This window comes from Vibrio sp. KUL70 (genome assembly GCF_059725515.1).
Map to the genome: position 1 here is coordinate 2443883 of NZ_AP045834.1, position 14844 is coordinate 2458726.

Here is a 14844-nt window from a genome sequence, read left to right on the forward strand (position 1 = left end):
ATTTTAATATTGGGCTCGCAGAAAGACGATTCGCAAACCCAATTTGATTTGCTGCTGTATAGATTAGCCTAACTTAGCTTTATTACAACTCATCAAAAGCACTAATTGCTTCTGACAATTTTTTCACCCCGTGGATTTGCATCCCTGGAATACCACCCTTGGGCATGTTGGCCGCCGGCACGATCGCTTTTTTAAAGCCATGCTTGAAGGCTTCGTTTAGACGCTCTTGTCCACTTGGAACCGGCCTAATCTCCCCGGCCAAACCGACTTCACCAAACACGACCACATCTTTAGGTAGTGCTCTGTCTCTAAAACTAGACAACAGTGCCATCACTAATGCTAGGTCAGCACTGGTTTCGGTTACTTTAACACCACCGACGACATTCACAAACACATCTTGGTCGGCCATTTGCAGTCCGCCATGTTTATGCAGCACGGCGAGTAATAAAGAGAGGCGGTTTTGCTCTAAGCCTACAGCGACACGACGAGGGTTCGCCAACTGTGAATAATCCACCAGAGCTTGAATCTCGACGAGAAGTGGACGCGTACCTTCCCAAACCACCATCACTGAGCTTCCCGAGGTTTCTTCTTCACCACGAGAAAGGAAAATAGCCGAAGGGTTCGAGACTTCTTTAAGCCCTTGCCCCGTCATTGCAAACACACCAAGCTCATTTACCGCACCAAAACGGTTTTTATGGCTGCGCAGCGTTCTAAAACGACTATCAGTACCGCCATCAAGCAGCACCGAGCAGTCAATAATATGCTCTAGCACTTTAGGGCCTGCCAGCGTGCCATCTTTAGTTACGTGACCAACAAGGAAAATAGCGACATTATTCTGCTTGGCAAAGCGAGTCAGTGCGGTTGCTGACTCACGTACCTGAGCCACACTGCCTGGCGATGACTGAACATCGGCGACATGCATAACTTGAATCGAGTCTATAACCATGATCTTCGGTTGCTCTTTTTCTGCTACCTGACAGATCTTATCGACATTGGTTTCAGACAACATTTTGAGATGATCTTTCGGCAAGCCTAAACGCGAGGCGCGCATCGCCACCTGCTGCAACGATTCCTCACCTGTCACATATAAAGTGGGAAGCTGTGAAGAGAGTAGACACATCGTCTGTAACAGTAGCGTCGACTTACCAGCTCCTGGGTTACCACCGATAAGAATCGCAGCACCAGGAACCACACCGCCGCCAAGAACGCGATCGAGCTCTTTAAAGCCACTACTAAATCTCGGTACTTCTTGCAGATCGATCTCTGAAAGGGTTTGAACACTCGATTCCGTTGCGCTGCCTGCGTAACCGGTGAGTCTCTCATTACGTGCAACTTGAGGTGATGCAGCGAGCCTTACCTCTGTGATTGTGTTCCAAGCTCCGCATGCATTACATTGCCCCTGCCAGCGCGGAAAGTCTGCGCCACAGTCATTACATACATAAGCTCGTTTTGCCTTAGCCATAAAACCTCAATAATTTACCTTGTTACACGATGATGTTGTCAAATTACGGTGTTGTTGACCGTGCGGATTAAAATAATCGTTGCAGTCGTACCAGTTATACTTAAAGATCGATTAAAACTAGTCGATAACATAAGTGCACTATCCATTCTAACAATAAAAGTATGCAGCAATCTGAAATTCTATCTATAGCAGAGCGACTCATCCCAGCCTATCACGCTGAGGATTTCGACTTCCTTCTATCACAAATGACAGAGGGTGAATCCCCGTCTCTGAAATTGCTCGTTAAAATGGAACTGAATCGTATCATGGCGCCATGCACCAAGAGTATCGATTTACGAGGCCGTATCGACAATGAGTGTCACCAGTTTACCCTAGACGGACGTAAACACTGGCTTGATGATATCGCGCTCAACGCCTATCAGCGAGGCACTAAAAAGTTTCGCGGCTATACTGAGGGAGTTTGGGAGATGGTGATGTCTCCGAGAACTCAACCTGTCAATAATCAAATCAATACCGCTCAGCAAGAAGATAACGGCATTACCAGTGCCAATAGCCCCTATGAAGCGGAAGCTATTAACCTGGGTTACGATTTGAAACGTCAAGAGAACCGTCTAAAAGTTGCGTCTCAAGTTGAAATAACAACCTCAAAGGGCCAAGTGCTGTATGGTGTGACAGTGGATATATCACCATCAGGCGGAAAGTTTAAAGTGCCGAGCGCCTTCAAATATAGTCTTGGTGAAGTCATTGGCGTCAAATTCACTGAGTTGGTTGAAAAGTCAAAAGAACCTGAAGTTGATAAAACCATTGAGTATCGTATTCTTGGTATCGACGACTCTTTTGAGAACAATGCGGTTAAGTTTTTACGAACAATACGTGTATGTGATAGTAATGTTGTCAGTCGCTTAATCGAAGAGTCATTAAACAGCAACAGCAAGAAAACTCAGCACGAGAACCAAGATCGCATTATTCGCACCCGAACTCGCGGGATCGAGCATACATACCTCAAGCACACCTGTAACCTGCCCCTCTTTTTTAGCGGCAGTGAACTCAAACTGGCTCTGCTGACTGATAACAATCTCCCTCTTTGGCAGTACTGGCATGATGAGCGGAACCAACAAGCTTTAGGGACGCTATTTAATGAACAGCGTATGAGCCAATTAGCTAAGCCTGGTGTAAAAGGGACGAGCAATGTTATCTACTCGTTTACTCACGAGCACCAAAATAAGACGCTGTTCTACTCAATGATGCTGCCAGAGGCAACCAGAGAACAACGTCAGCTGTTCTGGCATATTGGTGCTAAAAGAGTGAGCTGGAAAACCTTTAAATTCTCTGTTTTTGAACTGTCCGAAGAAGAACGTAAATCGCTAGCGCAGCACTCGAAAGATCTCGCAAGAAGCTCTGAGCAATTAACACACTGTGGCATCTTGCAAGAGATAGGTGCGGATGACAGTGCAGACGACTACCTACTTACAGAAAAACCACGTATTGCCAGCAGTGAGCTGAATAAGTTCCGCCATGCACGCGCCGTTGTGGGTAATATTCAGAGCATCTACTTTGATTCTCAATCTCGCCGCAAAGAGCCACGCTATCAGTTTAAGTCACCACTGCAGATCACAGCAGGCGATGGTGCAGCAGCGAACGGTCATACTCTGGATCTTTCCAAGCGTGGCTTAAGCGTCGCATTAGAGCAGCCACTGATACTGAAGATCGACGATCCTGTTACCATCAACTTCAATGAGCTTCAACTCTATGATAAGAAGCTGCCTCTGAGTGCAGTACCTTACCGAGTGATCCGCGTTAGCCCAAATGGAAAAAATGTTCAGTTGGCGATCGATGAAACGGGCAAAACCATGCGCACCGTGGCTTTCCTTAATGGTCTCATTGAGCATAACCAAAATAAACTGATCAAAAAGCAAGAGATACTGCCCACTCACTCACTGTTGGAGTCTCTCCATAATGTTTTGTTGAGTAAAATAGTCAGTAATCCGATCTTTATCGATAAGCCAAGCTCAAAGCTACGTTGCAAGATCATTGGGGTTAACTTCCCTCTTAATGGCTACTTAAGCTTATTGGCAAAACTTGGACACAATCATAAGTTATCTTTAGAGCCGATTTTTAAAGGACACAGTAATACCCTGCTAGCAGATCCACTGAAGAAAATAAAAGGGGCAGGTCCGAAGCATCATGATGTGTACGTGGCCGCCATTAAGTTTGGTGACAAGGTTCAGTCGGTACACACTAAGCTAAGTCGAGAGTTCAAATCGGTTAAAGAACGGATTATGTTTATCAAAAAGGCTCAGCACATGGGTGAGCTCTACGTTTTACGAGTATCAACAGCACCGATTTTTGATCCATTAACCAGCCTGTTCCAATCCGATTTAGAGAGCATTGCTCGTATAAGCATGTATCAAGCGAAGAAACTCGAAAATGAAGTGACGGCCTTTATTGGCTACGGCGAAATGTGTGATATCACAGATGAAGTGCTAATCAGACTCGAGTTGACCAAGTAGCCGAATTACATCATTCAACTATTAGCAAAACCCATTAAAAAAGCAGGCTCTAAGGCCTGCTTTTTCTATCTATAAACAAGGATACTATGGTTTCACTTGCCAGCTGATTTTTTGATGCTTAGCCAATACACCAGAAAGAATACATAGCACGCCACCCAAACCTGAATAACGAACAGCCGATTGAGCCTGCTGCTCCACTTTCGGTTTCGCATGATAGGCAATACCCAAGCCTGCCGCTTTCATCATCACTAAGTCGTTGGCACCATCCCCAACAGCCACTGTATTGTGCAGCTCAATCTCATGCTCTTCAGCTAGCTCTATCAGAATGTCGGCTTTGGTTTGTGCTGATACAACATCGCCCAACACTTGCCCTGTCAACTTACCATCGACGATTTCCAAGGTGTTAGATTGCGCGTAATCGAGATTTAAGGTGTCTTTAAGATAGTCCGAGAAGTAGGTAAAGCCGCCCGATGCTATTGCAGTTTTCCAACCTAGCTTATTCAGTGTGTTCACCAACTCTACCAAATCTGGCATGAATGGTAGTGTACTGCGCACTTGCTCTAAGATAGCTTCATCGGCATCTTTCAGTGCACCGACACGCTGACGAAGGCTCTGCTCAAAATCGAGTTCCCCCTGCATTGCGCGCTCTGTAATGTCAGATACCAGTTCACCCACACCCGCTAATTTTGCAATCTCGTCGATACATTCAATTTGAATCGCCGTGGAGTCCATATCCATCACAATCAAACCCGGCTTCGACAAATCTGGAACCTCACTTAAGCAAGCGTAATCGAGTTTTAATCCTTGTAAGATCTCTTCATGCGCAGGGGTAAGCTGCCCAGACATAAGAGCAACTTCGTATTTGCCTACTTTCCAAGTGTCGAGAATAGTGTTGTAGAAGCCTGTAAAAAAGTCGATGTCGTCGAAGGCTTGGGGAGAAAGGTACTCACCAAATACGATCCAGTTTGCCTTTGACTTCGCCAGTTGAGAAGCGAATCGCGTCTCTGGAAGTCGAGTGAGCAGCGTAGTATGCCTTTTGATAGGCAAGAGTTTCTGTGCGTCCATGTGTATGATTCCTAATTAACTTAGCTAGACGTTAACCTATTGCAATTTACATGTGCAAGTCTCAATATACCTTAATCATAACATTTGTTTATTTCAGACGAGATGAATCATGAATGAATCGCTGTTCTCATTACGTAATGCACTGCGTATCCTAGCGCTTATTTTATTAGCCGCTATGTTGGTGGTCACCATCAAAAACACCGTGGTGATCAGTAAAGGTAATGAGAAAATTCAAGCCAAGCAGCTCGAGACTCTAACCAAGGTTCTAATCTCACAAGCATCGCTATCTGCAAGCAAAATGATCATTCAACAAGATCAAGAGCGCCTGTTAGATCTCGCCAATCAGCTATCTCAAGACCGATTGGTTTTTGATACCACAATCTACAACGCTGAAGGCATTCGTTTGGCATCAAGTGAAAAGGCACTGACGGTCCGTGAAGTACTTGGGTTAGACACACCACTTTCCACGGCCAGTATCGGAAAACAGCAGTTAGTGGAACCTATCTACTCACCAGAAAACACCATCATTGGTTTTATCCGAGTAACGTTTGAGACAGGTCGAGTAACGGCTATCTCAGATCACCATTACCGCAAGAGTGACCGCTATATGATTGGTATGGTAGTGATGGGATTTGTCAGTGGCGTGCTGTTTATTCTGTTGATCCTTAGACGTGGTAAATCCAAATCAGGCGAGAACCTGCTACTTAAGAATGTTAGCTCTTAGTAAGCAAACTCCAATACAACCACGCAATAAAAAGCCCCAACAGTCGAGACTGTAGGGGCTTTTTTCATTCAGCTCAAAGCATACTGAGGCTTTCGATTACTCGTCGTCACCCAGTAGAACAGAGTCTAGTGCAATCACCATCATGTCGTTGAAAGTCGTTTGACGCTCATCAGATGTGGTTTGCTCACCTGTTTTAATGTGGTCTGAAACAGTACAGATAGTTAGTGCTTTCGCGCCGTATTCAGCACACACACCGTAGATACCAGCCGCTTCCATCTCAACACCAACGATGCCGTACTTGTCCATCACATCGAACATTTCTGGATCTGGTGTGTAGAACAGCTCAGCTGAGAATAGGTTACCGACTTTTACGTCAACACCGCGCGCTTTTGCCGCGTCTTCAGCTGCACGAACCATTTTGTAGTCAGCAATGGCAGCAAAGTCATGACCTTTAAAGCGAATACGGTTCACTTTTGAATCTGTACAAGCGCCCATGCCGATAACAACGTCGCGCACTTTAATATCTTCGCTAACCGCACCACAGCTGCCAACACGGATGATTTTCTTCACGCCGAAGTCTTTAATAAGCTCTGTCGCGTAGATAGAGCACGATGGAATGCCCATGCCGTGGCCCATAACAGAGATCTTACGACCTTTGTAAGTACCTGTGTAACCAAACATGTTGCGAACATCACACACCTGAACAACATCATCTAGGAATGTTTCAGCAATGTATTTAGCACGTAGCGGGTCACCCGGCATAAGAACAACGTCTGCGAATGCGCCCATTTCAGCATTAATATGTGGAGTTGCCATTGAAAATATCCTTTATCTCAAAACAAAAAAGAAGAGAGAGGCTACCCTCTCTCCTCAGTATACTTAAAAATTACAAAAAGCTTGTGCCATAACCCATTGGCGACGTACCAAAGTATGTAGCTAGCGTTTGGCCGATATCGGCGAACGTATCACGACGACCTAATGAGCCAACAGGAACATTCTTACCGTAAACGATCACTGGAATGTGCTCACGAGTGTGATCAGAACCCGGCCATGTTGGATCACAACCGTGGTCAGCGGTTAGGATCAAGATGTCATCTTCTTGCATCATATCCATAACTTCGTGAAGACGACCATCGAAGTACTCAAGCGCTGCTGCGTAACCCGCTACGTCACGACGGTGACCGTAAGCAGAGTCGAAATCTACAAAGTTAGTGAACACAATCGTGTTGTCACCCGCTTCTTTGATCGCGTCTTTGGTTGCTTCAAATAGGTCAGGAATACCTGTCGCTTTAGTCTTCTTAGTGATACCACAGCCTGCGTAGATATCAGAGATCTTACCGATTGAGTGAACCTCACCGTTTTTCTCTTCAACCAGTTTTTGCAGGATCGTTGCTGATGGCGGCTCAACAGATAGATCGCGACGGTTACCGGTACGCTCAAACTGACCTTTACCCGCACCAACGAAAGGACGCGCGATAACACGGCCGATGTTGTAATCTTCTAGCTCTTCACGCGCGATCTGACAAAGATCTAGCAGATTTTGCAGACCAAATGTCTCTTCATGACATGCGATCTGGAATACGGAATCTGCCGATGTGTAGAAGATAGGTAGACCTGTCTTCATGTGCTCTTCACCTAGATCGTCCAGTACTTGAGTACCCGATGCGTGACAGTTACCTAGGAAACCAGATAGGCCAGCACGCTCTAGAATGCGGTCAGTCAGCTCTTTAGGGAAACTGTTCTCTTTATCAGTGAAGTAACCCCAATCAAAAAGAACAGGAACGCCCGCAATTTCCCAGTGACCTGACGGTGTATCTTTACCAGAAGACAGCTCAGCTGCGTGACCGTAAGCACCGATGATTTCAGCGTCTGCATCCATACCAGGAGCAAAACGACCTGTTGACTCTTTATGAGCCATCGCAAGGCCCAGTTTAGATAGGTTTGGCAGAGTCAGTGGGCCTTTACGGTCAGCGTTATCCGCTAAGCCTTTGTCACACTGATCCGCGATGTGACCCATAGTGTCTGAACCTACATCACCAAATTTCTCAGCATCAGCCGTTGCGCCAATACCAAATGAGTCTAAGACTAAAATAAATGCTCTTTTCATTGCTATTTCCTTTAGCCCGCTCATTATCGAATAATGTTGTGTGAGCAGGCTTTGTGTAATTTTTTAATTAAACGTCTTCTGAACGAATTTGACGGTAAACGTCTGGCGTTGCTGTGTATTCACCACCAACAGTAATCGCATTTTGAAGGGCTGTTGCCGCTTCTTGCCATTGCTGTTCGTTACGTGCGTGAATAACCGCAAGAGGCTTGTCTTCGCTTGCTACTTCACCTAAACGGATGAAGTTATCGAAGCCGACTGCGTAATCGATGCTGTCAGTTGCAACGCGGCGACCGCCACCCATGCCAACAACAGCCATACCGATTGCGCGCGTATCCATTGCTGATACAACACCACTTTCAAGTGCGTATACTGGCTTGATGATTTCCGCTTTCTCTAGATAGTTGTCGTAGTTTTCTACGAAGTCAGCTGGACCGCCCAGGCCTGCAACCATCTTGCCGAAGCACTCTGCTGCTTTACCGTTATCCAGTACCGCCATTAGCTTCCCACGAGCCTCTTCAGAGTCTTTCGCAAGGTTGCCAAGCACGAGCATTTCAGCACATGAAGCTAGCGTGATCTCAAGTAGACGAGGGTTACGGTATTCACCCGTCAGGAATTGAACCGCTTCACGTACCTCAACGGCATTACCTGCAGAAGAAGCCAGAACTTGGTTCATGTCAGTTAGAATCGCTGTTGTCTTAGTACCCGCACCGTTTGCTACAGCAACGATAGATTTCGCCAACTCTTCAGACGCTTCGTAAGTTGGCATGAATGCGCCAGAACCTACTTTTACATCCATGACTAGAGAATCTAGGCCAGCAGCCAGTTTCTTAGAAAGAATTGAAGCGGTGATTAGCGAGATGTTGTCTACAGTCGCTGTGATATCGCGCGTCGCGTATACGCGCTTGTCCGCAGGAGCTAGATCACCTGTTTGACCGATAATTGCAACACCTGCGTCTTTGGTTACTTCACCAAACACTTCATTTGTCGGTGTGATGTTGTAGCCAGGGATAGACTCAAGTTTATCGAGCGTACCACCTGTGTGGCCAAGACCACGACCAGAGATCATAGGAACGAAACCACCACATGCTGCCACCATTGGGCCAAGCATCAGTGAAGTTACGTCACCAACACCACCTGTAGAGTGTTTATCAACGATAGGGCCATCAAAGTTCATGTGGCTCCAATCGATAACCATACCTGAATCACGCATTGCACACGTTAGCGCAATGCGTTCTGGCATTGTCATTTCGTTGAAGAAGATCGCCATTGCAAATGCCGCGATTTGGCCTTCAGAAACCGTGTTTTTAGCAACGCCCTGAATGAAGAAGTTGATCTCTTCAGCAGTTAGCACTTCGCCGTCACGTTTTCTGCGAATAATTTCTTGAGGTAGAAAAGTTGGAGTTTTGGTATTAGATACTTCAGACATTAGATTCCTCCCAACACTCATGATGAGTATGGTATGTAAGGTAAAGAGGTAATATGGAGCGGCAAAATCACCGCTCCATCAAACAGACAATTTAAGAATTAGTAAGCTGTTGGATCAGCTGTCTCGTCTGTTACTTCTAATGTGTTTAGTAGGTTAGTCAGTAGGCTTGATGCACCAAAACGGTAGTGCATATTGTCAGCCCAATCTGCGCCTAGGATGTCATCAGCCATTGCTAGGTATTGTGCTGCATCTTCAGCAGTACGAACACCACCTGCAGGTTTGAAACCAACCGTCTTAGCTACGCCCATGTCACGGATCACTTCAAGCATCATGCGCGCGTACTCTGGAGTCGCGTTTACTGGCACTTTACCTGTTGAAGTTTTAATGAAGTCAGCGCCTGCTTTGATACAAATTTCAGATGCTTTCTTGATTAGTGCTTCTTCTTTAAGCTCACCAGTTTCGATGATTACTTTCAGTGTAATGTCGCCACATGCTTCTTTACACTGTTTAACTAGCTCGAAACCAACCTCTTCGTTACCAGCGATTAGAGCGCGGTATGGGAATACTACGTCTACTTCGTCTGCACCGTAAGCGACTGCTGCTTTAGTTTCAGCCACTGCGATTTCGATGTCATCGTTACCATGAGGGAAGTTAGTTACAGTCGCAATACGTACTTCTGGAGTACCTTGTTCACGCAGTGCCTTCTTAGCGGCTGGGATAAAGCGAGGGTAAATACAGATTGCAGCTGTGTTGCCCACTGCAGTCTTCGCATCGTGACAAAGCGCTACAACTTTTTCCGTTGTGTCGTCGTCATTTAGCGTAGTTAGGTCCATAAGTTTAAGTGCACGTAGAGCTGCTGCTTTTAAATCGCTCATTTCTATCTCCGATCAATATATTCAAATAGTTAACTACTTTGCCCTCCATCCAGTATAGATGGATATTTTAGTAATGCTCTGTAGTCACCAATGAACGGACTTGGTTCCCTGAAGACTTGTTGGCCTTACGCCGTCAATTGCTATCCTTGTCACCGCACAGTACCAGTTTGGTCTATGGCACAACAAAGTTACCTTGTTGTGTCTAACATCTATAGCGTATCGCTATGTTTGGCTTAATCCCAGAAGAATCACGATTGCGATTAAACAAGCGGTCATTTTCTTGCCAAAAAGAGAAATCCTATCTCTATAGCTTATACATTATAGGTATCCTTCGATAATTTGTAGTGCTCCTTAGAACGCAAACGGTTTGTATCTCAAAATAATTCAGTTTCCGAGTTATTGATGACAGCAATCGTTGTGAATAACACATCCTGTGTATCAACGTTTCCTGCACTTACTGCTCAATAATCCGGTCCCTAAAACAAAAAAGCCCCGCAGCAATCTCTTGCTACGGGGCGATATTAAAGTGGCGTCTATATAATCTAATCTACTTAATTAGAAAGATAGGAAGAAGCCAGCAATTGTCGCTGCCATCAGGTTAGATAGAGTACCAGCAATAACCGCTTTAACACCCATACGAGCGATGTCGTGACGACGGTTTGGAGCTAGACCACCTAGACCACCTAGTAGAATCGCGATAGAAGAAAGGTTTGCGAAACCACATAGTGCGAACGAAATAATTGCTTGAGTCTTAACAGACATTACTTGACCAGTCGCTTCAACGATTTGCGCGTTTTCACCAACGAAAGGTACGAAGTTTAGGTATGCAACGAATTCGTTAACTACGATCTTCTGACCGATGAATGAGCCAGCAATATCTGCTTCAGCCCATGGCACACCAATAATGAATGCTAGTGGAGAGAATACTTTACCAAGGATCCACTCAAGAGTTAGGCCTTCAAAACCAATCCAACCACCGATGCCACCTAGGATACCGTTGATTAGAGCGATTAGACCGATGAACGCTAATAGCATTGCACCAACGTTTAGAGCAAGTTGAAGACCAACAGATGCACCACCAGCCGCTGCGTCGATAACGTTAGCTGGTTTGTCGTCGCCACCGTCCATTTCTTCAGTGATGTTGTCATCTGGCGTGTCAGTTTCAGGCTTGATGATCTTAGCGAATAGTAGACCACCTGGTGCTGCCATGAATGATGCAGCAACTAGGTACTCTAGAGGTACGCCCATAGAAGCGTAACCTGCTAGTACACCACCAGCAACAGAAGCTAGACCACCACACATTACAGCGAATAGTTCAGACTGAGTCATTTTAGGTACGAAAGGACGTACAACTAGAGGAGCTTCAGTTTGACCAACGAAGATGTTTGCTGCAGCAGACATAGACTCCGCACGAGATGTGCCAAGAGCTTTCTGTAGGCCACCACCAAGAATCTTGATAACCCATTGCATTACACCAATGTAGTAAAGTACAGAGATAAGTGCAGAGAAGAAGATTAAAGTTGGTAGTACTTGGAATGCAAAGATGAAACCGATACCGTCAACCGAGAAGTTAACTAGGCTGCCGAATAGGAAACCAGTACCGTCTTTACCGTAGTCGATCACGTTTGCTACACCTGCAGAGAAACCTGCAAGAAGATCACGACCCCAAGGGATGTAAAGTACGAATGCACCAAGTGCGAATTGGATAGCGAATGCGCCACCCACCGTTCTAAAGTTAATAGCTTTGCGGTTGTCAGACAGTAATACTGCGATTGCAATCAGTACTACCATACCGACTAGGCTCATAAACAGGCTCATAGTTTATGACTTCCTTATTGGTTATTTATTGGCGTGTTACAAAATGGGGCTATAAAGCGGAGGCAATTATACTCATGCGACCACTAATAAAGTAATGCCGTCCTCACACTTTGGTATAAGATTCATGTATCATTCATTTACATCTGTGAGCCAAGTCACGATACGGTTGTAAAACACGCAAACGATAAACAAAAACTTTAGATTTTATTCACATATACCGAATAGCCGATGGCTATTTTGCCAAATTTGAGTTGCAATCGATTGCTTTGGCTCTTTTCTAAGCGAAACAAGTTCATTTAATATCGTAACTAAATATTTGGAATGATTAATGTTTCCTTGCTGACCACTGATCGGCATATCCGGTGCATCTGTCTCTAAAACAACCCATTCAAGAGGAAGACGAGCAACTGTGGTGCGTGTTTTCTGCGCTCTTGGGTAAGTTATCGTTCCACCGACACCAATATAGAATCCTAAGCGAATCCACTCTAAAGCTTGCTGTTCGCTGCCCGAAAAACCATGAATCACTCCACCATTGGTGAATTTTTGCTGCTTAATAAGCTGAATAAGGCGATTATGTGATTTCCGTTCGTGGATAATCAGAGGCAGTTCAAAAGCGGTCGCGAGCTGTATCTGATGGATAAAAAAGCGTTCCTGTTTATCGAGTTCCACATCCACAAAGAAGTCTAAGCCGCACTCCCCGATCGCAACACACCGTTCAGAAGCGCCACTTAGGTGCTGTTCAAGTTGAGCAAATTCGCTCTCATTCGCTGTCGCTAGAAAGTAAGGATGAAAACCCAACGCATAGTAAAGGTTGGCGTGTTCCAAGCTCAGTCGATCGAGTTTTTTCCAGTTGGTTTGACCAATTGACGGTACAACAACCTTCTCAACGCCTCTCTCTCGAGCGGTTGAGAGATAATCTTGAGCAGCCGTAGAACTGTCTTGTTCACCAAGTGAAAAGACGTCGAAGTCTAGATGACAGTGGGTATCGAATAGCGGTATCGACATTACGGCTTATCTTTGGGTTCAGGTTGAGGATCGCTACGATAAGGGGTGCAGCTGCGCTTATTTTCTGGCGTTAACCCTAACTCTTTACACCATTTATCGTACTGCTTAATCCATCGTTTAATGACTTGAAACATCCATTCTCCTTAAGGCCAACATAAAAAAACGCCTATTGCAGAACAATAGACGTTTTTAATCACTTCGACTAGCACCAGCTCAGTGAGTTGGCACCGTCATCAATAAGATTAGTGCTCGCGAGTTGCACGGAACTCAACGTCAGGGAAACGCTCTGACGCTAGGTTTAAGTTAACCATAGTTGGTGCGATGTAAGTTAGGTTATCGCCACCATCCAACGCTAGGTTAGTCTGGTTCTTACGCTTGAACTCTTCGAACTTCTTAACGTCGCCACACTCAACCCAACGCGCTGTTGCAACGTTGACACTCTCGTAGATCGCTTCAACGTTGTATTCCGCTTTCAAACGAGCGACCACCACGTCAAACTGAAGCACACCAACCGCACCTACAATCAGATCGTTGTTCTGTAGTGGTCGGAATACCTGAACCGCACCCTCTTCAGAAAGCTGAACTAGACCTTTAAGTAGTTGCTTCTGTTTTAGTGGATCGCGCAGGCGGATACGACGGAATAGTTCTGGTGCAAAGTTAGGAATACCAGAGAACTTCAGTGACTCACCCTGAGTGAAGGTATCACCAATCTGGATCGTACCGTGGTTATGTAGACCAATGATGTCACCCGCGTACGCTTTCTCAGCACGAGCACGATCACCCGCCATGAAGGTTACCGCATCAGAGATACTGACATTCTTACCAGTACGAACATGATTCATCTTCATACCTTGAGAATAAGTACCCGATACGATACGCATGAATGCGATACGGTCACGGTGTTTTGGATCCATGTTTGCTTGGATCTTAAATACGAAGCCAGAGAACTTATCTTCTGTCGCTTCAACATCACGCTCAACGGCTTGACGAGTTTTCGGCATTGGCGCCCATTCCGTCAGGCCATCTAGCATGTGGTCAACACCAAAGTTACCCAATGCAGTACCGAAGAAAACTGGTGTTAGTTCGCCCGCTAGGAATAGGTCATGATCGAACTCAGGGCACGCGCCCATGACAAGTTCAAGCTCTTCACGAACACTTTCCGCTAGATCAGCACCCACTTCTGCATCTAACTCTGGGTTATCTAGACCTTTGATGATTCGAACTTCTTGGATCTCATGGCCGTGGCCAGATTCGTATAAGATCGTCTCGTCGCGGTGAATGTGGTAAACACCTTTAAACTCTTTACCACAACCGATTGGCCAAGAGATGGGTGCGCACGCCATACCCAACTCGCTTTCAACTTCATCTAGAACTTCCATTGGATCACGTACATCACGGTCCAATTTGTTCATGAAAGTTACGATTGGCGTATCACGCAGACGTGTCACTTCCATTAGCTTACGTGTACGGTCTTCGACACCTTTTGCGGCATCGATAACCATAAGACATGAGTCAACAGCCGTTAGTGTACGGTAGGTATCTTCCGAGAAGTCTTCGTGTCCCGGAGTATCTAGTAGGTTTACTAGGCAATCATTGTACGGGAACTGCATCACAGACGTGGTTACCGAGATACCACGTTCTTTTTCCATCTCCATCCAGTCAGATTTAGCATGCTGGTTAGAGCCACGGCCTTTTACGGTACCCGCTTTTTGAATCGCGTTTCCGAATAAAAGAACCTTTTCAGTAATCGTGGTTTTACCCGCATCCGGGTGAGAGATAATCGCAAACGTTCTACGTTTGCTCACTTCTTGTTGGAAAGACATAGTCGCCCTTTGCTGATCTAAAGCGTAAA

Annotated in this window: 11 protein-coding genes and 1 pseudogene; 2 read left to right on the plus strand and 10 right to left on the minus strand. The window is 45.6% G+C overall.

Translation table 11 applies throughout. The features are described 5' to 3' along the window. Positions 1-82 precede the first annotated feature (82 nt). Positions 83-1462, minus strand: coding sequence for a DNA repair protein RadA (gene radA / locus AC6I7V_RS10805; RefSeq protein ID WP_255230010.1), 1380 nt, complete (start codon positions 1460-1462; stop codon positions 83-85). A gap of 161 nt (positions 1463-1623) precedes the next feature. On the opposite strand from radA, the gene AC6I7V_RS10810 reads away from it, so the two are divergent. Then, positions 1624-3972 (plus strand): PilZ domain-containing protein, encoded by a 2349-nt coding sequence (locus AC6I7V_RS10810; protein WP_255230009.1) that lies wholly within the window; start codon positions 1624-1626, stop codon positions 3970-3972. Positions 3973-4056: 84 nt separating this feature from the next. Here the strand turns inward: AC6I7V_RS10810 and serB are convergent, their stop codons facing one another. Continuing rightward, complete coding sequence (gene serB, locus AC6I7V_RS10815) at positions 4057-5037, minus strand: phosphoserine phosphatase (RefSeq protein ID WP_255230008.1); 981 nt, start codon at positions 5035-5037, stop codon at positions 4057-4059. Positions 5038-5146: 109 nt separating this feature from the next. Here serB and AC6I7V_RS10820 point away from each other — a divergent pair, with 109 nt between their 5' ends. Beyond that, on the plus strand, positions 5147-5761 hold the full coding sequence (locus AC6I7V_RS10820; RefSeq protein ID WP_255230007.1) for a YtjB family periplasmic protein: 615 nt from the start codon (positions 5147-5149) through the stop codon (positions 5759-5761). A 96-nt stretch (positions 5762-5857) separates the two neighbouring features. Here AC6I7V_RS10820 and deoD read toward each other — a convergent pair whose 3' ends face one another. The 8 genes and pseudogenes from deoD to prfC form a co-directional block, all read right to left on the minus strand. Continuing rightward, complete coding sequence (deoD, locus tag AC6I7V_RS10825; protein ID WP_255230006.1) at positions 5858-6577, minus strand: purine-nucleoside phosphorylase; 720 nt, start codon at positions 6575-6577, stop codon at positions 5858-5860. A 70-nt stretch (positions 6578-6647) separates the two neighbouring features. Continuing rightward, entirely contained in the window at positions 6648-7868 is a 1221-nt protein-coding gene (locus AC6I7V_RS10830) for a phosphopentomutase (RefSeq protein WP_498010870.1), read from the minus strand. Positions 7869-7935: 67 nt separating this feature from the next. Further along, positions 7936-9294 carry a thymidine phosphorylase gene (gene deoA / locus AC6I7V_RS10835; RefSeq protein ID WP_498010872.1) on the minus strand — a complete coding sequence of 453 codons (1359 nt, stop codon included), beginning with the start codon at positions 9292-9294 and terminating at the stop codon, positions 7936-7938. Between the two features lie 98 nt (positions 9295-9392). Then, complete coding sequence (gene deoC / locus AC6I7V_RS10840; protein WP_032551567.1) at positions 9393-10169, minus strand: deoxyribose-phosphate aldolase; 777 nt, start codon at positions 10167-10169, stop codon at positions 9393-9395. Between the two features lie 555 nt (positions 10170-10724). Further along, entirely contained in the window at positions 10725-11987 is a 1263-nt protein-coding gene (locus tag AC6I7V_RS10845; RefSeq protein WP_372064852.1) for a NupC/NupG family nucleoside CNT transporter, read from the minus strand. Positions 11988-12191: 204 nt separating this feature from the next. Next, on the minus strand, positions 12192-12992 hold the full coding sequence (locus AC6I7V_RS10850; RefSeq protein WP_498010874.1) for a TatD family hydrolase: 801 nt from the start codon (positions 12990-12992) through the stop codon (positions 12192-12194). Continuing rightward, positions 12931-13126, minus strand: a pseudogene (locus AC6I7V_RS10855) (DUF5363 family protein). The gene AC6I7V_RS10850 and the pseudogene AC6I7V_RS10855 overlap by 62 nt, the downstream one beginning before the upstream one ends. 108 nt (positions 13127-13234) lie before the next feature. Further along, complete coding sequence (prfC, locus tag AC6I7V_RS10860; RefSeq protein WP_255230001.1) at positions 13235-14815, minus strand: peptide chain release factor 3; 1581 nt, start codon at positions 14813-14815, stop codon at positions 13235-13237. Positions 14816-14844 lie beyond the last annotated feature (29 nt).